General features: G+C 48.3%; 17 protein-coding genes and 1 pseudogene. 15 read left to right on the top strand and 3 right to left on the bottom strand.

The window, feature by feature from the left end; genetic code table 11:
- Positions 1-319: 319 nt before the first annotated feature.
- The 9 genes and pseudogenes from EYS13_RS07305 to EYS13_RS07265 all read left to right on the top strand — a co-directional run bounded on the left by EYS13_RS07305 (position 320) and on the right by EYS13_RS07265 (position 10,100).
- Positions 320-1,348 carry a uroporphyrinogen decarboxylase family protein gene (locus EYS13_RS07305; protein ID WP_227767396.1) on the top strand — a complete coding sequence of 343 codons (1,029 nt, stop codon included), beginning with the start codon at positions 320-322 and terminating at the stop codon, positions 1,346-1,348.
- Positions 1,349-1,373: 25 nt separating this feature from the next.
- Entirely contained in the window at positions 1,374-2,372 is a 999-nt protein-coding gene (locus EYS13_RS07300) for an ABC transporter permease (protein WP_227767394.1), read from the top strand.
- Between the two features lie 11 nt (positions 2,373-2,383).
- Positions 2,384-3,925, top strand: a complete 1,542-nt coding sequence (locus EYS13_RS07295) for a sugar ABC transporter ATP-binding protein (RefSeq protein WP_227767392.1) — start codon at positions 2,384-2,386, stop codon at positions 3,923-3,925.
- A 120-nt stretch (positions 3,926-4,045) separates the two neighbouring features.
- Entirely contained in the window at positions 4,046-5,035 is a 990-nt protein-coding gene (locus EYS13_RS07290) for a sugar-binding protein (protein ID WP_227767390.1), read from the top strand.
- A 139-nt stretch (positions 5,036-5,174) separates the two neighbouring features.
- Entirely contained in the window at positions 5,175-6,311 is a 1,137-nt protein-coding gene (locus EYS13_RS07285) for a uroporphyrinogen decarboxylase family protein (RefSeq protein WP_227767388.1), read from the top strand.
- Positions 6,312-6,319: 8 nt separating this feature from the next.
- On the top strand, positions 6,320-6,490 hold the full coding sequence (locus tag EYS13_RS07280; RefSeq protein WP_277998264.1) for a LacI family DNA-binding transcriptional regulator: 171 nt from the start codon (positions 6,320-6,322) through the stop codon (positions 6,488-6,490).
- A gap of 136 nt (positions 6,491-6,626) precedes the next feature.
- Positions 6,627-7,948: pseudogene (locus EYS13_RS07275) on the top strand (IS1380 family transposase).
- A 254-nt stretch (positions 7,949-8,202) separates the two neighbouring features.
- Positions 8,203-9,072 carry a LacI family DNA-binding transcriptional regulator gene (locus EYS13_RS07270; RefSeq protein WP_227767386.1) on the top strand — a complete coding sequence of 290 codons (870 nt, stop codon included), beginning with the start codon at positions 8,203-8,205 and terminating at the stop codon, positions 9,070-9,072.
- Positions 9,073-9,128: 56 nt separating this feature from the next.
- Positions 9,129-10,100: an ROK family protein gene (locus tag EYS13_RS07265; protein WP_227767384.1), complete on the top strand. Its 972-nt coding sequence runs from the start codon at positions 9,129-9,131 to the stop codon at positions 10,098-10,100.
- 180 nt (positions 10,101-10,280) lie between these two features.
- On the opposite strand, the gene EYS13_RS07260 is transcribed toward EYS13_RS07265, so the two are convergent.
- From EYS13_RS07260 to EYS13_RS07250, 3 genes are all read right to left on the bottom strand, one after another.
- Positions 10,281-12,260: a peptidase S9 gene (locus tag EYS13_RS07260; protein WP_227767382.1), complete on the bottom strand. Its 1,980-nt coding sequence runs from the start codon at positions 12,258-12,260 to the stop codon at positions 10,281-10,283.
- A 3-nt stretch (positions 12,261-12,263) separates the two neighbouring features.
- Complete coding sequence (locus EYS13_RS07255; protein ID WP_227767381.1) at positions 12,264-12,752, bottom strand: RNA polymerase sigma factor; 489 nt, start codon at positions 12,750-12,752, stop codon at positions 12,264-12,266.
- Positions 12,753-13,210: 458 nt separating this feature from the next.
- Complete coding sequence (locus EYS13_RS07250; RefSeq protein WP_227767379.1) at positions 13,211-14,101, bottom strand: muramidase family protein; 891 nt, start codon at positions 14,099-14,101, stop codon at positions 13,211-13,213.
- A gap of 196 nt (positions 14,102-14,297) precedes the next feature.
- Here EYS13_RS07250 and EYS13_RS07245 point away from each other — a divergent pair, with 196 nt between their 5' ends.
- From EYS13_RS07245 to EYS13_RS07220, 6 genes are all read left to right on the top strand, one after another.
- A complete protein-coding gene (locus EYS13_RS07245; protein ID WP_227767377.1) occupies positions 14,298-14,630 on the top strand; it encodes a hypothetical protein in 333 nt (110 codons plus the stop codon).
- Positions 14,631-14,807: 177 nt separating this feature from the next.
- The gene (cysK, locus tag EYS13_RS07240; RefSeq protein WP_227767375.1) at positions 14,808-15,737 is read left to right on the top strand and encodes a cysteine synthase A; all 930 of its coding nucleotides are present in this window, start codon (positions 14,808-14,810) and stop codon (positions 15,735-15,737) included.
- Positions 15,738-15,756: 19 nt separating this feature from the next.
- The gene (gene cooS / locus EYS13_RS07235; RefSeq protein ID WP_227767373.1) at positions 15,757-17,727 is read left to right on the top strand and encodes an anaerobic carbon-monoxide dehydrogenase catalytic subunit; all 1,971 of its coding nucleotides are present in this window, start codon (positions 15,757-15,759) and stop codon (positions 17,725-17,727) included.
- A 27-nt stretch (positions 17,728-17,754) separates the two neighbouring features.
- On the top strand, positions 17,755-18,744 hold the full coding sequence (locus tag EYS13_RS07230) for an ABC transporter substrate-binding protein (RefSeq protein WP_227767371.1): 990 nt from the start codon (positions 17,755-17,757) through the stop codon (positions 18,742-18,744).
- Positions 18,745-19,518: an ABC transporter permease gene (locus EYS13_RS07225; protein WP_227767369.1), complete on the top strand. Its 774-nt coding sequence runs from the start codon at positions 18,745-18,747 to the stop codon at positions 19,516-19,518.
- A complete protein-coding gene (locus EYS13_RS07220; RefSeq protein ID WP_227767368.1) occupies positions 19,511-20,293 on the top strand; it encodes an ABC transporter ATP-binding protein in 783 nt (260 codons plus the stop codon). Before EYS13_RS07225 ends, EYS13_RS07220 begins: the two co-directional genes overlap by 8 nt.
- Positions 20,294-20,487 lie beyond the last annotated feature (194 nt).

Here is a 20,487-nt window from a genome sequence, read left to right as displayed (position 1 = left end):
GGTCAGCTGTAGCGATTAACGCATTCGAGATGTATAACAGGCCGAATTCTTACCAGGATTTTAAAGAATTGTAAATTCCTTATTAAGGCGAAGCGGTGAATATTTACCATATTCATCGCTTTTATTTTTATGACTATAAGGGTGATTTCATTTCACAAGATGAGCTATTAGGTGATATTTGTTAGGTTTACCATGATCTATTTTAAAAGAAATGTCTCAATTTTATGTACATTTGAAGGAATTTGACGTTTCATAACGAATTTAATTTAAAACGTTTCAAATCGTTTTCAAAACTCAATTATTAGGAGGGCTTCGCAAGTTGAACTCATTACAACGTACACTAAAAACCATCAACTTAGAAATACCCGATCAAGTTCCGGTCGATTTACATTGTTTCATGATGGCGGCTGCCAGGTCCGCCCATCCCATGTCTGAAGTTTTTAAGAATGGACAACTTCTGGCGCAATCCCAGCTGGATCTGTGGCGGGAATTTAAGCATGACGTGATTTTGCTTGAGAATGGTACAACAGCCATGGCTGAAGCCATGGGGGCCGGGGTGGTCTACCCTGATGATGCCGTACCAAAAGTGGTAGCGCCACGTTTAAAACGTTTAGAAGATGTAGAGGAGTTATCTTTGCCTGAACTTCAAAGTTCCGCTACTTTGCCTGAGCTGCTGCGGGCGACGGAAATTGTGTCCAAAGAATTGGGGGACCATGTTTTTATCATGGGAAGAGCAGACCAGGGGCCTTTTTCTTTGGCTGCACTGCTAAGGGGTATAGACAACTTTATGATGGATTTAATGGACCCTGCCAAAAAGGACCTGGTGAAAAGGCTCCTTGAGATCTGCACAGAAGCGGTTATCAGCCTTGCTTTGGCCCAACTGGAGGCTGGAGCCCATGGCACTTCAATAGGGGAAAGTTTAGCAGGATTAATATCACCGGCCATGTACGGCGAATTTGCTGTCCCCTATGAAAAGCGGGTAGTTGAGGCGGTAAAAGTCAAAGGTGGAGTGATTTCCCTGCATATCTGCGGTGACTGTACCAGGATTCTAGACCAAATGGTTGAAACCGGTGCCCACATCCTGGAAATAGATGAAAAAGCCGATTTGGCTAAGGCCAAAGAACTGGCGAAAGGCAAATGCTGCCTGCTTGGTCCTGTTTCACCTACCGCCTTGCGCTATAAGACACCTGATGTAATTGCCGAACTTACCCGTCAGGCCATTGAAGTAGCGGGTCAAGGGGGCGGTTTGATCTTGGGCCCGGGTTGTGCCATGGCAGAAGAGACACCGGCGGAAAATGTGCAGGCTATGATTCGTGCCGCCCGGAAATACGGCGTCTATAGGGTTTAAGTTCCTTTAGCAAGGAGGAAAACAGATGAGTGAAGTTAAAACTGTGACAGAGCCAGTAAATTCGAAATCCAAGAAAAGCAGTTTGTTACGTTTGCTTAACATTCCTGAGGTCGGTCTTGTTATCCCTTTGTTATTGTTAGTAGTTATTATTGGACTAGTGAACCCTACATTTTTCGGTTTTGAAAATTTGATCAACATTTTGCGCAACACGGCTTTTACTTTCATTGTGGGCATTGCCATGACTTTTGTGCTTATTTCGGCAGGGCTTGACTTGTCTGTAGGCTCTTTGATCGCCCTTGGGGGTGTGGTTACAGGTCTGGCCCTCAAGGCAGGTGTGCCCATTCCGCTCAGTATTTTGCTTGGGCTTGCCTTAGGCGCCATTATAGGGCTGATTAACGGTTTTACTATCATCCGTTTTAATATTCCGCCTCTAATTGTCACTTTAGGCATGCTCTATGCAGCCAGGGGAGCTGTGCTGGTGCTTACCCAAGGAGCGCCGGTTTACCCCTTGCCGCCGGCATTCAATGTCATTGGCCAGGGGGACTTGGCAGGCATCCCTTATGTGGTGATAATTGCCGCGGTACTGGCTGTGTTGGCCCACATTGTACTTACCAGGACCACTTATGGCCGTGCGGTATATGCGCTGGGCGGCAATGAGGAGACGGCGCGTCTTTCCGGGATAAATATCAACCGGATTAAATTATCTGTTTACGTGCTTACAGGCATGGCCAGCGCGTTTACCGGGATGCTGATGGCTGCCCGGCTTGCTTCCGCCCAGGCCAATGCAGGTACCGGCTGGGAACTGCAAGTTATTGCGGCGGTAATTATCGGAGGTACCAGCATGTTTGGGGGCTCAGGCAGTATTTTGGGCAGCCTGTTGGGGGCATTTTTTATGAATGTAGTGGCCACGGGCATGATCTTGATGCGCATCTCTGCTTACTGGCAGGACTTGGTAATCGGGGCCATTATTGTGGTGGCAGTAGGTATTGACCAATTCCGCCGCAGACACGCCGGACTAAATTAGGGGGTGGTTCCGTGGCACGTACCATTTTGGAAATGAGAAACATCACAAAAAAGTTCTTTGGGGTTACCGCTCTGGATAATGTCAGCTTCGATCTGTACGAGGGGGAGATCCTGGCCCTGGTTGGCGAGAATGGGGCGGGTAAATCAACGCTGATGAAAATCTTAAGCGGCAGTTATCCTGCAAGCAGCTATTCGGGAGAAATAATCATAGCCGGGGAAAAACACATCTTTCAAAATAAGCAGCAATCGGAAGCGGCAGGGGTAGAGATGATCTATCAGGAAGTTAATCTACACCCCGACCTGTCAGTTGCGGAAAATATTTTTCTCGGGCGGTTGCCTCACGGGTTGCTGGGGCTGGTAGATTGGCAGAGGGTTTACCGTGAAGCAAAAAAAGCTTTGGAGTTGGTTGGTCTTGAGGTGGATGTTCACCAGAGGCTGCGGGGTCTTAGCACAAGCCAGCAGCAGTTGGTGGCTATTGCCAAGGCGCTGGTGCGCAAACCGGCCATTCTGGTGCTGGACGAGCCTACTTCCGCCCTGACTGATAAAGAAACGGAAAATCTTCTGCAGCTTTTAAAATCTCTGCAGCGAAAAGAAAAGCTTTCCTGCATCTATATTTCTCATAAATTGGACGAGGTTTTCTTCCTTGCCAACCGGATCACCGTTCTGCGTGATGGAAAGGTCATCAACACTTATGATCGGGTTGGCGCTGATAGTAACCGGGTGGTGGAAGACATGGTTGGACGCAAGATCGAGAATATGTTTCCCAAAGTGGAAGTGGACCGGGGGGAAGTGGTCCTAAGGGTGGAAGGATTGACAGTGCCTCATCCGTTAACCAAGGCCAAAGATATCGTCTCCAATGTGAGCTTTGAGGTCCATAAAGGCGAAATTCTTGGATTAGCTGGCCTGGTGGGTTCCGGGCGGAGTGAGGTGGTTAATGCGCTTTTTGGTTCTATACCAACCCGTGGTAAGCCCAAAATCTATCTAGAAGGCAAACCTGTCATCATCGACGGACCCCGGGATGCTATCCGGCACGGTATCGGTTTGGTAACTGAAGACCGGCGTAAATCCGGTTTTGTGGGACCAATGAATATTCGCGAGAATATTTCCCTGGCAAGCCTTTCCATGGTCAGCCGGAATGGTTTTATTGACAGGGCGAAAGAAAAAGGACATGTGACAGACTTGATGCGGCGGCTGCGCATTAAGGCCGGGGGGCCCGAATCGGGGATTCTTTCCCTGAGCGGGGGAAATCAGCAAAAGGTGGTTCTGGCTAAATGGCTGATGCGGGATGTCAAAGTGCTGATCCTGGATGAGCCGACCCGAGGAATTGATGTGGGAGCCAAAGTCGAAATTTATAACTTGATGACCGACCTGGCCCGACGGGGAGTAGCCATAATCATGATCTCATCGGAACTGCCTGAACTGCTTTCCATGTGCGACCGTTTTCTGGTTTTGGCCAGGGGCGAGATCCGCGACCAGTTTTCCAGGCAGGAAGCAAGCCAGGAACGTGTGATGCGGGCTGCTACAGGGGTGGTTAACGGGACCAATGCCCGTTAGCAGGTTTTAATAAAGAGGAGTTAGTATCACCCTTCGAGGGAGGTGGTGCTGCGCAAGAAGCTGCTAGTCTTTTGTATCTCTGTATTTAAAAACTAAAAAAGAATATGAGGAGGTCTCAAGATGTGTAAAAAAGCTGTATGGTTGATTGTGGCTTTGGTGATTTTAAGCTTGGTTGTGGCAGGCTGTGGCCAGAGTGGAACTGGGCAAAGTGGGGACAGCGGTTCCCAAAATAGCAAAGAGCAGCCGCGGATTGTTTTTGTGACTCCTTTGATCGGGCACCCGGTGTGGCTGGTAGCTAAGAACGGTTTTGATGATGCTGCCAAAGATTTAGGCTTTAGCGGCGACTGGGTTGGTCCCCAAGGCATTGACGCCAACGCCATGATCCAGCAAATTGAAAATGCCATCGCTCAAAAGGTAGACGGCATCATAACCATGGCACTAAACCCTGAGGCTTTCCAGCCTGTCCTGGAAAAAGCTGAAAAAGCTGGTATTCCTGTGGTTATTGTGAACTCTGATGCGCCCAATGCACCTCGTCTGGCCTATTTAGGAACAGACGAAAAGAACTTGGGCACTACCGGTGCCACGGAAATTATTAAGAAGTTGAACGGTACTCCCGCTAAAGTACTCACTATGCAGAGCACCATGGATGCCAAAGTTGCCAATAAGATGATTGAAGCCTACATTGAAGAATTGCAAAAAGCTCCCGGCACCGAGATCCTGGCCAAAGAATCGGATAACAGCGATATGATGGTTGCGGTGCAAAAGTTCCAGAACCTGCTCCAGACTTATCCAGAGGCTAATGTGATTATCGGTGTAGCTGCCGAAGTTGGTCCGGCTGCGGCCAAAGTGGTTGACGAAATGGGCCTGAAAGGTAAAGTAACTATCGTGGCCATTGATGACATGCAGGAAACTGTGGATGCCATTAAAAACGATTTAATTTACGGTACTTTAACCCAAAACTTCTACCGCATGGGCTATCAAGCTTCTCAGATTTTGATGGATTACATCAAGGACGGCAAAAAGCCCGAACAGCAGATTATTGACTCAGGAACTATTTTCGTTACCAAAGACAATATCGATACTTACCAAGAACAAATGAAGAGCTGGTAACAGCCTACTTTGGGCCGGTCGTGGTAGGCCGGCCCTTTAATTTATCGGCTCTATTTTAGAATAGATTGTGCGACTGCATAGTTATGTTCTAATAGCAACTAATGCTACGAGCTCTAGCAAAAATGAGGGAGGAGAAAAGATGCTGACACCACGGGAAAGAGTACGTAGGGCACTTGCTCATCAGGAAGCTGACCGGGTTCCCATTGACAATGGTGGAATTGTCTCTGGTATGCATGAGGTGGCATATAAAAATCTCTTGGAATATCTAGGCTTAGACTTAGAGGTTGAAATCTATGATCCGGTACAGCGCTTGGCAGTGGTTGACGACCGCGTTTTAGACCGGCTTCACGTTGATACCAGGTATATTTTTGCCAATGCTCCCCAAGGTTGGGAGTACCGGGAAGATGAAAACCGGTGCTGGTACAACGAATGGGGTGTATTATTCCGCCGGGTGGAATACTACGCCGATTCGGTTGGCCATCCCCTGGCAGGAAAAAGTTTAAATGAGATCAAGCAGTTTAAATTCCCTGATCCCCAGGATCCGGCCCGTTTTAAAGGCCTGAAAGAAAAAGCCCGTCAATTGTACGAAGAAACGGATTACGCGTTGGTTGGCGGAACTATTGCTGCCCTTTATACACCTGCTTGGGATTTAAGGGGTTATCAACAGTTTATGTTGGATACGGTGGCGGAACCCAAGCTGGCTGAATATCTCCTGGACAGGTTATTGGAGTGGTGGATGGCTTTTTATGAAGGGTATTTGGAGGCTATTGGCGAATATATCGAATACCTGTGGGTGGGCGATGACTGGGGACAGCAGTCCGGCCCGTTAATTAGTCCCGATAATTTCCGCCAGGTAGTGAAGCCTCGTTTTGCCAAGCTCCATGAGTTTATTAAGTCTAAAACTAAGGCGAAAATTGCTTATCACAGCTGCGGGTCTATTTACTGGGCTCTTCAGGATTTTGCGGAGATGGGCGTTGATATTATTCACCCCTTGCAACCTTCTGCCAAGGATATGGATGATTCAGAGAAAATAAAACGGGAATTTGGTGCCCGGTTAGTCTTCCACGGTGGTACAGACAACCAAGGGCTTTTTCACCTTGACAGAGAGCTGGTAGTGGCCGATGCTAAAAGGCGGATAAAGGCCCTGGCACCGGGAGGGGGATATATTTTTTCTTCCGGACATAACTTGCAGGCCAACTGTTCGCCGAAAAACATTCTGGCCCTTTTTGACACGGCGTATGAATTTGGACATTATCCAATCAATTTTGAGGTGTAATTATACGCATGAAACCCACTTTAAAGGATGTGGCTGCCCTGGCTGGGGTATCCATAGCCACAGCCAGCCTGGCGCTAAACAATGGCTACGGGGTAAACGCGGAAACAAAAAAACGTGTGCTTGAAGCCTCGCGAAAATTGAACCTGAAATATTCATATAAAAAATCTGTTGAGCTTTAAAACCTTAGTGCAATAAGAATTAATAAGCCTTTAGCATATCACCCATTAAGTGAAATGAAAGCATGGAAAAAGAGCCCAAACTTTGGTATTGTAATGGTGTTGGCAAACCAACCTTTACCAAAGGAGGACTCTTCTTATGAAAAGTGTACAGGAATATAGCATGAACTTCAACTCCCGAATAAAAGTTAATTTCAATGGTGGCGACCTAACTTCAGATGCAGGGTTGTTATTGTATAAGGAATTTGATTATAAACTCGGCCTTTCAGAAACTGTTGAAAAAATGCTGGTAGTTGATGACCCTGTTATGCACCGAGATCATCCTAATAGTGATGTGGTTATCCAAAAGCTTTATCAGCATCTTGCTGGTTATCACGCTGATGATCATGCGGATGAGTTAGCCGAAGAACCCCTACTCACCGCTTTACTGGGAAAAAGCGCTTGGCCTCGCAGCCAACAATCTCCCGGTTCAATGAAAAAGCGAATATTGCAACTGCAAAATCATTGGAACATATTAATGAAATCTTACAAAAGCGAGTATATATGCTTAAACCCCAAGACCAGTTTGTTATGGATCTTGATTCTTCCGGCTTTACTGCTTACGGTAATCAATATGGAGCAAACTTCAATTCTCATTATCAAGAGTGGGGGTTTCACCCTCTATTTTGTTTTGATGGACTAACAGGTGATTGCCTTAAAGCCGAGCTTCGTGCTGGCAACGTATATACTTCTCGTCAGGTGGTGCGATTTGTCGGTCCACTCCTTAAAAGGTATGAGGCTTGGGTTAGCAATCCTTTAATTGTTTTGCGCGCAGATAGTGGTTTTGCCGTTCCAGAACTCTTTAAACTAGTAGAAACCAAGGGTCATAAATATGTAATTCGCTTAAAAGCCAATGCTCGTCTTCAATCTGTTGCACAGTCCATGGCGGACCAAGTATTAAACCCTGAAAGACTGCATGAAAGGCAAGTCCACTACCGGGAATTTCTGTATCAAGCTACTAGTTGGGATCGTGCCCGCCGCGTTGTTGTCAAAATGGAACGGCCTGCTGGACAATTGTTCTTTGAATTCACGTTTATCGTGACAAACATGGAACTACAACCGCGTAATATCGTTCGTTTTTACTGTCAACGTGGACATATGGAAAACTTTATTAAGGAAGCCAAAAATGGATTCGCTTGTCACAAACTTAGCAGCACTAACTTTGAATCCAATGCAGTAAAACTGCAGTTATCCATGTTGGCATACAACTTTAACAACTGGTTTCGTAGGTTGTGCTTGCCTGAACCAATGAAACCAAACCGAATGGAGACACTGCGGTTGAAATTAATCAAAATTGCAGGGAAACTGGTACGTTCCGCTCGCTACTGGACCTGGAAGTTATGCAGCTCTTATATATACCAAAATTCATTTATACAAACCTTGCAAAATATAAGCAGTTTGCCTTGTTTAGTAAATGAATAAATTACTAAAAAAACTAGTTTTTAAGCCATAATTAAGGAACAAGGGGCAGCTATAGCTTCAAATCATCCAGTTTTATGCATCTCTTACATCGTATACCATATCAATGCCTTGTGCGTGTTTTTTACAACAGGTTACAGGGCCAACATGAGAAAGCAAGATATATCTTAACACCATTTTGTTACAAAATTTCCATGGCCTATTATGGCTATGAATATTTCAGATTGAATTATGTTCAAAGTTCGGTGGGGCGTAATTTGATTACCGGGAAAAGTAACACCATCGGCCTTTATATCCTTAACAGCCAGCATAACCCCGATCTGACAGGAGAATGCTCATACTTTTATCCTATGTTGCGGGGTATTTTGAGCGTGGCGGAGCAGCGGGGTTATGCACTCAACTTTTCCGTCAAGACCTGGGAGGAGATTGAGGCTACCAATTTACTGGTGCAAAAGTCCCGTGATCAATCAAACGACGGGATGATCATTGTGCCCCAGTATAACTATTACTACAGCTTTTTACAGGACCTTGAGCGTGGAAACTTTCCTTATGTGCTGCTAAACCCTAGCGCTTGCCCGAACAGGAGCAAAAACGTAACTTTGGACAACTATCATGGTGCCAGGCTGGCCACTGGGCATTTAATAGATTTGGGACATACCGGTATAGGCTTTATAAACGGGCCCGCTAACCACTATGATGCGGTAGTCAGGGAAAAGGGTTTTGTTGATGCCGTGATGCAGGCTGGGGTAAAAGTTAGAGAAGGTTGGCTGCAGTATGGCGATTTTACAACCGGCAGCGGCTACGAGGCTATGGAACGGATGTTACAGGCAGGCCCTCCCCCTGAAGCGATCTTCTGTGCCAACGACTATATGGCTGCCGGGGCTATCAGGGCTTTGTATGCCCATGGTTACCGGGTGCCCGATGATGTTTCGGTGGTGGGATATGACAATACAGATATAGCGGCCAGCGTTTTTCCGCCGCTGACAACCGTCGAAAACCCAACCTTTGAGCTGGGAAGATTGGCTATGGAACGTTTGCTTCAGCTGATTGAAGGACAGCAGGGCCTAGAGGAGATCATAGTGCAACCACGATTGGTGGTTAGAAATTCTTGTAAGCGTAAAGACTAGTTGTTGGATAAATGATATAGTTAAATAAATTCAATGGATAGGAAGGTGCCGATGGGATGCATCAAGGGGGCTGTAGGAAATACCTTGTGGGCATAGATTTAGGGGGGACCAAAATTGCCGTGGCCGTTGTCGATACTGTCGGTCAGGTTCTGCAACGGGTTCAAGAATGGACCCGGGGTGAAGAAGGCCCTGAAAGGGTGCTGGCAAGGATCAACTGCTTGTTTGATGCAGCCCTGGCCAAAGCCGGCGTTTCCGCGGAGCAAGTCGCCGGAATTGGTATTGGTGCGCCGGGTATAGTAGATTGGAAAGAAGGAATTGTTCATAACCTGACTAATCTCCCCGGCTGGAGAAACGTTAATCTGAAAGAGCGTTTTGAGCAGCGTTACTCTTTGCCCGTAGCAGTGGATAATGATGCCAACGCCGCTGCTTTGGGGGAATACCTTTTTGGCAGTGGACGCGGCGTCCGCCACATGCTATATCTGACCATCAGCACCGGGATCGGCGGCGGGATTATTCAAGATGGTCGCCTGGTGCATGGCGCCTGGGGTGTGGCCGGTGAAGTGGGGCATATGGTGCTAGACCCTCAGGGAGAGCTTTGTAATTGTGGCAATTGTGGCTGTTGGGAAACAATTAGCTCGGGCAGCGCTATTGCCCGCCAGGTCCGCCGGCGCATAGCCCGGGGCGAACAAAGCATGGTGACAGAATTGGCAGGTGGAGGAGAAATAAAGGCCGAGCATGTTTTTCAAGCCCGGCAGTTAGGGGATGAGCTGGCTGCGGCTGTAATCCGGCGGGCTTTGCTGTACCTGGGTGTTGGTGTAGCTAATCTGGTTAACGTGTTAAACCCCGAAAGGGTGGTAATTGGCGGCGGCGTAGCCAATGTGGGAGAAGTGCTCTTTGAGCCTGTGCGCCGCCAGGTCCGGGAGCTGGGCTTCGGCCCCGCAGCCCGGGCCGAAATTGTACCGGCTGCTTTGGGCAAGGATGCCGGGGTGGTTGGGGCAGCAGCCTTGGTGTGGAATATGCTTCAATAAAAAAGCCCAGCTTGTAGACAAAGCCCGCATGTATTATTTCGCTCTGGACAAGCTCGCACGCGTTGACCTTTGGCAAAGCTGCCGACGGCTGAGCGAAACAAGTCCCGTTCCATAATACATGCGGGCTAAAGGAGTTTGTCAACGGTCTGAGCCTCTTACTATTTAGTAAGGGGTGTTTACTTAAAAGCTGTGCAGTTTTTGTTCAATTGAGTTGTAGATGTATCCCATTGTTTGTCCGTGGCCGGTGGCCCTGACTATCAGCTTGTCTTCATCCCAGAAATTGGTGTGTAAAGTTTCGATCTCGCTTGGCACCAACAAAGAATTCAGATCAACCTTTTTGCCGGTTTTTAAATCATAAACCCGTACATAGCTTCTATAGGCCGGGTCGTCATCCGAAAACAGGTCCAACGCTATATACCTTCCTGCAGGCTCCATAATCAGGTTTTCAACGCCAATATTGACTTGCCCGTTTAAGGTATTCACCTGATCGATTAATTTAAATTTTTGCTGTGCCAAATTGTAGCTCAGGATATTTACAGCCGCCTTTTGTTCTTTGTCTTGCAAGGCCTGGACCGTAAATACCACGGTGTTGGTTTGTCCGTCATAGGCCAGTGAGGCAAATCGGTGCTGCCCGCCTGGCATATATTCTGCCGGGAGGTCGCTGTCTTTAAATAATACCTTTTCATTTCCCCCACTGAATAGAGTCACGGTTTTACCATCCTTGGAACCAACCTCTACGCTGTCCAGATCAACAATGCTGTCAATAATATAGCCATCAGCAGCGGGGGAGAGGTAATACCTGGACTTTACGACGGCAAAATAGGGGTTGGCAGTATAGGCGGAATAGAGTTCTGCCTCCACATATTCTCTGCCGTTTTCCTGACCTGTACCGATAATCTTATAACCCACCGGGTGGGGGTTAGATACGGTCAGGATTTCCGGGGGATTTTTCATTAAGCTTTTGGCATAGTCATCATCCCTCAGCACTACAGCTTGCAGGTACTTTTTTACAGTATTTTCAGCCGTCATTTTTTCGGTTGAAAAGTCGATGCGCATCAGCCGCATAGGCCCGCCTTCCCCATTGCAGTTTTTCAGCACGAAAAGGCTGCCGGAATCGCCGGCCCAAACAGGGTCATAGTAATCATACATGCCAGAAAACTCCAGTGTTTGTGGGACGCTGCTTGCCTGCAGTCCTGCGACCCATGTTTTTTCATCAACAGAACGCAAAGGGAAGTTGCTAGTAACCTGTTTCTTAGTGGCTAAGTTAACGTCTGCTATCCATACATTGCTTAAAGACTCTCCTACCGAGGCATTTCCGGCAAGCTTTCGTACTTTGCGTTCCGTTTTGACGTAGGCAACGTATTCCCCATTGGGGGAGACGGAGGGAAACCTGCCGGCATCAATTACTTTTTCCGAGCCGTCTTGCAAATTTTTAAAGATCACTTTATTTTCCCTCTCAAAAATGATTCCTTCAGAACCTTTTACATAGGAAGGATAAGCTCCGTCAGCCAATTTCCGGCTAATGCTCCGGGTGTTGACATTAATTTCATATATCCCTGACTCTTTTACCGTGAACCCATGGGGCTCCTGTGGCGCTATAACCTTTTTGGTATAAATAATACGTTGGTTGTCTGGCGACCAGGACGGCTGCTCATAATAGGTAGATGTCTTGTCTCCGGCCAATATTTCCGTAATTGTATCATTAACCAAATCATAAACCTTAAGGCTGCCGCCAACTGAAAGCGCCAGTTTGTTGCCGTCAGAAGACGCCCTGACAAACCCAATTTCCTCGCCGGACAGCTTGTGCAGACCTTTTTGGTCATAAGCAAACAGCCCTTTGCCGGCAATTGGGAGATAAATGGTTCCATTGTATTCTGCCACCCCCAGATTCGGGCCGCCGCCGATATCCACAAAGGAGATTTGATTGGAGATCTTTAAAGCTGCGGCATTGGCTTTGTCCACAAAATAGCCGGGAAACAGCAAATAAATTAAAAACGCCAAGCAGGCTGCCGCGGCAACTAAAGCTGCCGAGGACTTCAAGCGCCATTTGTTTTGTCTTAGCTGAACAAAGGATTGCCTTAGGTTTTGCTTGAACTGCTGATTGACAGGCAGTTGATTTTTGAGCCTGCTGAGCTGTTTTTCCAATAGTTTTTCATCCATGCTTTATCCCTCCATGCATTTTTCTACCAGTTCCCCAAGCTTCTTGATAATTCTTAGGGATTTCATTTTGATTGCGTCCACTGATTTGCCCAGCATTGCGCCGATTTCTTTATGCTTTAGCCCTGAGAAATACTTGAGGTTTATAATCTCTAATTCTTCTTTTGTCAGGTCTTGTAATGATCTTTTCAAACAATTCATTTCCTCTTTTTGCTCAAAAATTTCTTCAAATGAATAGGAATAAGCATATTTGTCCAAATCTTCATCGCCGGTAACGATTTCTTTCTTCTTACGGTACCAGTCGTTTATCGTATTCCGGGCTATGGTCATGATCCAGGCTTTTGGGGAGCCTTTGATGGTATGAGCTTTTTCAAATGCTTTACGAAAAGTTTCACTGACCAGGTCTTCGGTGTCCCAGCTGTTGCCCGTCTTAAAATAAGTGTAGCGGTATACATCATCAAAATATTGGTCGTACAACTTTAAAAAACGCTGCATAGGCGCGCCTCCTTAACTATCTATATAGACGAACTCCGGCTTAAATGGTAACGCGAAAAACCAAAAAAGCATTTATGCTTTGTCACATTTTCTCGTTACCATGGAGCTGAGTTGGTTCTAAAGCAAGTTGACAATTTCTTGCAGACGAATATTGCCGGCATTTATGCAGCGGGGGAATTGTTTATCCCGGGGGAGAAGGTTGCGTTGTACATGCTTGCAGGGATGAATTCAACAAACTCTACCGTAAGTTAGTGGTGCGCCATGATGGTACATTGGCTGGGATGGCAGCAATCGGGTTTACCAGAGGAGCAGGTACCGTGATAAAACTTCTGGGTAGAAAAATAAACCGGCAGTTAACAGACCTTTTTTGCAAGGCTGGCTCGATTTTGCGGCCTATTTTAAACATAAAAGCAGCGTTTGGTAAGCGCTGCTTTTGTTAAAGGGTCGCAAAGTTTGGTTTATACACGCCTTGGGATGCAGATGACTTGCCCAATTTGCAGGTTATTGGGGTTAACGCCGGGGTTAGCTGCCTGGATGGCCTCAACAGTGGTGTTGAAGCGGCGGGCCAGGTTGAAGAAAGTGTCCCCCGACCTGACAGTATAAGGCATAGTACCTGGAGGACAGCCGGTAGGCTGGGGCCTGCCAGGGATGCAGATCACCTGCCCGATTTGCAGGTTATTGGGGTTAACGCCGGGGTTAGCTGCCTGGATGGCCTCAACAGTGGTGTTGAAGCGGCGGGCCAGGGCGAAGAAAGTGTCCCCCGACCTGACAGTATAAGGCATAGTACCTGGAGGACAGCCGGTAGGCTGGGGCCTGCCAGGGATGCAGATGACTTGCCCGATCTGGAGGTTGTTGGGATTGACGCCGGGGTTAGCTGCCTGGATGGCCTCAACAGTGGTATTGAAGCGGCGGGCCAGGGCGAAGAAAGTATCCCCTGCTCTGATTGTATAGGGCGTGGTGCCTGCCGGACAACCGGTGGGCGGTGGCTGTACTTGCGCAGGTATGCAGATCTGCTGTCCAACCAGTAGAGCTTCAGGATCTACCCCGGGGTTGGCGGCGATCAGCGCCTGAACAGTTACACCAAAACGTTGGGCAATGCTGAAGAAGGTGTCACCGGCACGCACTACATAGACAATGGAACCGGGAGGGCACTGCACCGGAGGTACGGCTAAAGGGATGCAGATGATTTGACCAGGCCTCAAATTCTCAGGATCTATTCCCGGGTTTGCCTCCAGCAAATCATCAAGGGATACTCTGAAACGCTGAGCTATGGAAAAAAGCGTATCACCAGGGCGAATAGTATACAGATTGCCACCCGGACATGGCGGTTGACGGGTTTCGTTAGACATGCTATCGCTCCTTTTTGTATGGATTCTAGTATAACTTATGCAAATGCATTGCAAAATGTCCCCAATTGCCAATGAATGCAATAAATTCTATTTCTTTGACCCCAAGTATTATGTAAAATTATCTTGGTAACAAGCTCACCGCAAGCTGGTGGTTTGGTTAATTTGCGGTATTGCGAAAGTCAAGGAGGTGAAGCTGATGTGGGTTAGGGCTAGAATCGAAAGAAACTGTGTGGGCAATGAGTTTTTTGTAGCTAATCTGACTTTTGATGAAATTTATAAGAGGGCTACTAAGCTGGCGCAAGAAATAGCTGATAAAAATGGACTTGGATTGAATGTAGATAAAGCAGGCCATTCCCTTATGCTGCATCCTGATGTCAGGCGTTTCCTGGATGCGGAAGGTGTGGACTATATTGCGTACAACATTTGTTTTCCCAAGGATAACGTGTTGTATTTCTTTAACCCCGAAGAGGGGACAGTGCTGAACGTAACAATCACTGACCAAGGACTCTTGGATTTAGTCAGCTTATAACAATAGAAGAGTTGTTTTTATGTAAAACAGCATGCCTTTTAGGGAGGGCTTGCTGTTTTTTTACCTCTAAAACAAATAAATCCTATTGACTAACTAGGGATTGATGCTATAATACAGATAAATACATAATATCATATCAATTAACTATGGATTAAATTTTGTAAAAGGAGGAAGAACATGGGAAAAATTTACCAGAATATTACTCAACTTATTGGCAGTACCCCGCTAGTCAGGCTAAACAAATTAAACACCTCTAAGGCTGAGGTGCTGGCCAAGCTGGAGTCTTTTAATCCGGGGGGAAGTGTAAAGGACCGGATTGGCCTCAATATGATTGAGGTTGCAGAAAAACAGGGTTTAATTAATCAGGACACGGTCATTATTGAGCCTACCAGCGGCAATACAGGCATCGGCCTGGCCCTTGTATCCGCGGCTAAAGGTTACAGGCTGATCCTGACCATGCCGGAAACCATGAGCCTTGAACGCCGCAACCTGCTCAAAGCCTATGGGGCGGAATTGGTGCTCACTCCCGGCGCGGAGGGAATGAAAGGCGCTATCAGAAAAGCAGAGCAACTGGCGGAGGAATACGAAAATGCCTTTATTCCCCAGCAGTTTGCCAACCCTGCTAATCCCGAGATTCACCGCCTGACCACGGCTGAGGAAATCTTAACCGATACTGACGGTCGGTTGGATATTTTTGTTGGCGGTGTGGGCACCGGAGGCACGGTGACAGGGGTTGGCGAGATTTTGAAAAAGCGGCTTCCCGGCCTAAAGGTGGTAGCTGTTGAGCCGGCAGCGTCGCCTGTACTTTCCGGCGGGATGGCCGGGCCCCATAAAATCCAGGGTATTGGCGCCGGATTTGTGCCGGAAATATTGAATGTGGAAGTCATCGACGAGATTTTCCAGGTAAGCGATGAGGAGGCCATGGAGACTGCCAGAAAGCTTGCCCGGGAAGAGGGGATTCTGGTCGGAATATCTTCAGGAGCGGCTGCATTTGCGGCCCTGCAAATCGCCAAAAGGCCGGAAAACGCCGGCAAGCGCCTGGTTGTAGTGCTTCCGGATACGGGCGAGCGCTACCTGTCTACATCCTTATTTTCAAACTTGCAATAACAAAAAGGGGGAGCACCCGTTGAAATACCAGTATCACATTTTAAACGCAGAAATGCCCGGAAAAGAAGATGTCCTTAAAATGACACCCAACCCGGCAACTAAGGAGCTAATTGAGCGCCTGGACAAAATGAACGTAGAGACCAGTTTGGACCGTTTTGAAGCCCAGCAGCCCATGTGCGGCTATGGTCTGCGGGGGCTGTGCTGCCGCATGTGCCAGTGGGGCCCCTGCCGACTGAGCGAGAAAGCGCCGCGGGGAATCTGCGGAAAAGACATGAATTCAACGATCATGGGCAACATCGTGCGTGCCCTGGTAGCCGGCTTGAGCGGCCACGCCATGCACGCCCATGAAGTGATCATGAGCATTATCGCCGCTGCCGACGGCAAGGCCAACCTGACCTTGAAGGGGGAAGAGAGGGTCTGGGAACTGGCTGAAAAATTAGGCATTAATACAGGTGATAAAGAGCTCCTACAGGCAGCTAAAGAGGTAGCCCTGGTCCTGCTTCAGGACCTCAGCCGGATGACGGCAGAGCCTATCAAGCTGCTGGAGGTTTTTGCTCCCGAAGAAAGAAAAAAAACCTGGCAAAGCTTGGGAGTTATACCTCGCTCAGCCGCTTATGAAACCATGGAGACGCTGCACATGACCACTCTTGGGGCTTGTTCCGACTGGACTGCTTTGGCTTCCCAGGAGCTCAGGTCAGCTCTGGCTTACTGCTACAGCACTCTTTTTGGGTCCTCCATGGCTACGGAAATACTCTTCGGCATCCCCAAGCCGAAACTCACCAAGGTCAACTACGGGATCATGAAGGAAGACCATGTTAATATTCTGGTCCATGGCCATTCCCCGGTAATGGTTGAGAAAATCCTGGAGAAAATAGCCACTCCGGAAATACAGGACCTGGCCCGTCAGGTTGGGGCTAAAGGGATCGTGATAGGAGGCATGTGCTGCACAGGGGATGAACTGTTGGCCCGCTATGGCATACCTACGGTTACCAATATTCTGGGACAGGAGTTTGCCCTGGGTACCGGCGCCGTTGATGCGGTTGTGGTGGATATGCAGTGCGTAATCCCAGGGATGAAGATCGTGGCTGACTGCTTCGGCACAGAGATCATCACTACTTGTAATTCCAACAGGATCCCTGGCGCTATCCATATACCTTTTGATGTGGACCATCCGGAAACTCTGGATGACGATGCCATGCTGGTTGCCAGGACGGCGGTGGAGGCTTTCGCCAAGCGGGACCGTTCCAAAATGCATATTCCCAAAGAAATAACTACCGCTATGAGTGGCTGGAGTTTTGAATCCATCCTGGAGGCCTTTGGCGGCAGGGATAAGCTCCTTTCGCTCATTAAAGACGGCACTATTAAAGGTATAGCCACCGTGGTGGGCTGCAATAACCCCAAGGTGCCTTATGAGCACAGCCAGGTGACCATTGCCAGAAATCTGATTGAAGCCAATATTCTTATTACCACTACCGGCTGCTGCTCCCATGCCCTGTTGAACAACGGACTGTGTGCGCCGGAAGCCGCAGAGCTGGCGGGAGAGGGACTGGGTAGAGTTTGCCGTGAACTTGGCATCCCGCCGGTACTGGCAGTAGGGGGCTGCGTAGACAACACCCGGACTCTGCGACTCTTTATCGAATTGGCAAAGGCAGCCGGGGTGGACCTTAAGGACATGCCTTTTATCTTTGTGGGCCCCGAACCGGGCAATGAGAAGACTGTGGGACAAGGGGTCAGTTTCCTGGCCCATGGGGTCAGCAACTGCATTGGATACCCGGCTCCTATTCCGGTACCCATCCCGAAATTAAAAGAGAATGCCCAGTCCCAGGATGACTTGGAGCGGGGCAGCAACGACATTGTGGACTTCTTTGCGGGTGAGGGGCTCTATGAAAAAGTAGGAGCCAAAGTTTACACTGAACCCTATCCTAAGCTGGCGGCTCAGACCGTCCGCATGCATATTCACCGCAAGCGTCAAGCCCTGGGTTGGAACTAAAATGACCATAATAAGGAGAGATAAAAAGTGAGGAAGAGGAAGCTATGGTTAGGATTAATTGTACTGCTCATCGGCGTCGGGCTGGTTGTCGGCGGTTGCGGCGGCGGGAAAGAGCAGGCTGCCGGTCCGGATGGCAGTGGAAAAATTACTCTTAAAATCGGCTATTTACCCATTACCCATTCTTTGCCGCTGGTAGTCAGCCACAAGCTGGACAACGCTAACTTTAAAAATGTCAACGTTGAGCCGGTCAAGTTCAGTTCCTGGCCGGAGCTTACCGAAGCTTTAAATTCCGGCCAGATTCAGGGCGCCATTACCATGTCGGAGCTCGCTATGGCAAGTTACGAAAAGGGAATTCCCACCCAGATGCAGCTTTTAAGTCACCGCAACGGGGATTTCCTCACCGTAAAAAATGAGATCAACTCCCTGGCCGACCTGAAAGGCAAAACCGTGGCTATCCCCCACCGCTTATCAGGTCATAATATTTTACTATATAAGGCTTTAAAAGAAGCAGGCATAAAGTACGAGGAAATAAACTGGATTGAAATGCCGCCGCCTGATATGATGGGTGCGCTGAACCGGGGAGAGGTGGACGGCTACATTGTAGCAGAGCCTTTTGGCACGCAAGCGGTAAAAGGGGGTCAGGGCAAGGTACTCCTTAAGGCTAATGATATCTGGCCCGACTGGATCTGCTGCGGCCTGGTCCTCAATCAAGAATTCATCAAGCAGAACCCCGAGGCTGCCCAGGAGTTTATGGACAGTTTCGTCAAAGCTGGCCGGTATATTGACCAAAACCGGGCGGAGGCTGTAAAGATTGCCCAGGAATACATGAACATCAAGAGTGAGCTGTGGGAGGAGTCCCTCAAATATATCAGTTATTCCAACCTCAAGCCTGAAAAAGAAGAATTTGCTGCTGTGCAGGATTACCTGGTTGAGATGGGCCTCTTACAGGGGAAAGTGAACATTGACGAATTGGTAGCGGACCGGTACGCTGTCAAGGCCTATGAGAAGGTGAAATAAATGTCCGCAAGGGTTGAAAAGTATATTTTGCCATTATTTACTTTTGGCATTGTGCTTTTGATCTGGCAGGGGCTCATCTGGGGGAAACTGTTTCCCCCGCACCTGCTTCCTTCTCCTTTGGCCGTACTCCAGGGGATGTTGGAACTGTTAACCGGCGGTCAACTGTTTGAGCATATCGGAGTCAGCCTTTTCAGGATGCTCTTGGGCTACGGGGCGGCGGCCCTCCTGGCCATCCCCGTGGGTCTACTCTGCGGTTGGTACACAAGGCTTTGGACGGCACTGGAACCCTTTGTGCAGGTACTGCGTCCGGTGTCTCCCATTGCCTGGATGCCGCTTATCGTATTATGGTTTTCTGTGGATGCTTCACCCATATTCATCATCTTTATATCCGCCTTCTTCCCGATTCTGCTTGCTACGGTGGCGGCAGTGCGTAACGTGGACCAGGTTTACCTGAAAGTGGCCCGAAATTTCGGTGCCAAGGAACTGGACATCTTGCGCAAAATCGTGATCCCGGCTTCATTTCCTTATATTGCCGTGGGTTTACATATTGCTCTTGGCTCGGCATGGATTCACTTGGTGGCGGGTGAAATGATGGGAGTCCGTTCCGGCCTCGGGTTTCTGATTGTTGATGCCCGGAATACCATCCGCTATGAGCTTGTCATTACCGGAATCATTTTTATCGGTTTATTTGGCCTAATAATTGATAGGCTTATAACCATGGGAGAAAGATGGGTCAACAAGCGGTGGGGACTAGGGGTGGAAAGCGATGCATAAAGTTAAGATACAAATCAGAGATGCGGAAAAATTTTATATCAATAACCGAGGCGAAAAACAGCAGGCCCTGGCGAAAGTAAACCTGGATATCCATGAGGGGGAATTTGTGTGCCTGCTGGGTCCCAGCGGGTGCGGCAAAACCACGCTGCTCAGCATGCTGGCAGGCTTTAGCCAGCCATCGGCGGGGGAAATCCTCATCGACGGCGAAAAAGTCATTAAGCCCAACCCAAAACATATCACCATTTTCCAGGAATACGGGCTTTTTCCCTGGCGGACCGTTTTGGACAACGTGGCTTTTGGACTGGAGTCTGCCGGAATGCCCCGGGCTGAAAGGGAAGAAGTGGCTCGGCGGTATATTCAGCTGGTGGGGTTGGAACAATTTGCCTACCATCACCCCCGGGAACTTTCGGGTGGGATGAAACAAAGAGTGGCCCTTGCCCGGGCATTGGCTGTGGAGCCTGATGTCATTTTTATGGATGAACCCTTTGGTGCCCTTGATGCCATAACCCGCTACAAGATGCAGGAGGAGATTGTCCGCATCTGGCAGGAGACTAATAAGACAATTATCTTTGTCACCCACGACATAGATGAAGCCGTTTACCTGGCTGACCGGGTCGTGATAATGACTCCTTTGCCGGGCAAGGTAAAAAGCATTGTCTCAGTTCCCATGGGGCGGATGCGGGACCGGACCGGTTATGATTTTACCAGGAACAGGGAACAGATTTTTGTGGAGTTTTCCCTGAAACCCGAACAAATAGAAGATTTTGTAATTTAACCCGCTATGAACTAGCGGGAATTTTTCTGCCATCAGCCACGGCAGAGGGCTGTTTTATAGTACGGCAGTTCACCTCCAAGTGGGGGCTTTCTAAAATTAACAACACTGCCAATGGGTTTACGTTGACAGCATTTGTCCTGTTAGAGTAAAATCTAGGTGAGTACGGTAGGTACAAGATAAATTTATAGCAGGAC

The organism is Zhaonella formicivorans (genome assembly GCF_004353525.1).
Lineage (GTDB): Bacteria > Bacillota > DUOV01 > DUOV01 > Zhaonellaceae > Zhaonella > Zhaonella formicivorans.
This window is presented reverse-complemented; position numbering and strand designations above follow the sequence as displayed.

Coding starts and splice junctions, on each gene's coding strand:
- EYS13_RS07225 (WP_227767369.1), top strand. CDS start 18,745: ATGTCCGCAAGGGTTGAAAAGTATATTTTGCCATTATTTACTTTTGGC.
- EYS13_RS07280 (WP_277998264.1), top strand. CDS start 6,320: ATGAAACCCACTTTAAAGGATGTGGCTGCCCTGGCTGGGGTATCCATA.
- EYS13_RS07245 (WP_227767377.1), top strand. CDS start 14,298: ATGTGGGTTAGGGCTAGAATCGAAAGAAACTGTGTGGGCAATGAGTTT.
- EYS13_RS07255 (WP_227767381.1), bottom strand. CDS start 12,752: ATGCAGCGTTTTTTAAAGTTGTACGACCAATATTTTGATGATGTATAC.
- EYS13_RS07290 (WP_227767390.1), top strand. CDS start 4,046: ATGTGTAAAAAAGCTGTATGGTTGATTGTGGCTTTGGTGATTTTAAGC.
- EYS13_RS07285 (WP_227767388.1), top strand. CDS start 5,175: ATGCTGACACCACGGGAAAGAGTACGTAGGGCACTTGCTCATCAGGAA.
- EYS13_RS07220 (WP_227767368.1), top strand. CDS start 19,511: ATGCATAAAGTTAAGATACAAATCAGAGATGCGGAAAAATTTTATATC.
- EYS13_RS07250 (WP_227767379.1), bottom strand. CDS start 14,101: ATGTCTAACGAAACCCGTCAACCGCCATGTCCGGGTGGCAATCTGTAT.
- EYS13_RS07300 (WP_227767394.1), top strand. CDS start 1,374: ATGAGTGAAGTTAAAACTGTGACAGAGCCAGTAAATTCGAAATCCAAG.
- EYS13_RS07260 (WP_227767382.1), bottom strand. CDS start 12,260: ATGGATGAAAAACTATTGGAAAAACAGCTCAGCAGGCTCAAAAATCAA.
- EYS13_RS07265 (WP_227767384.1), top strand. CDS start 9,129: ATGCATCAAGGGGGCTGTAGGAAATACCTTGTGGGCATAGATTTAGGG.
- cysK (WP_227767375.1), top strand. CDS start 14,808: ATGGGAAAAATTTACCAGAATATTACTCAACTTATTGGCAGTACCCCG.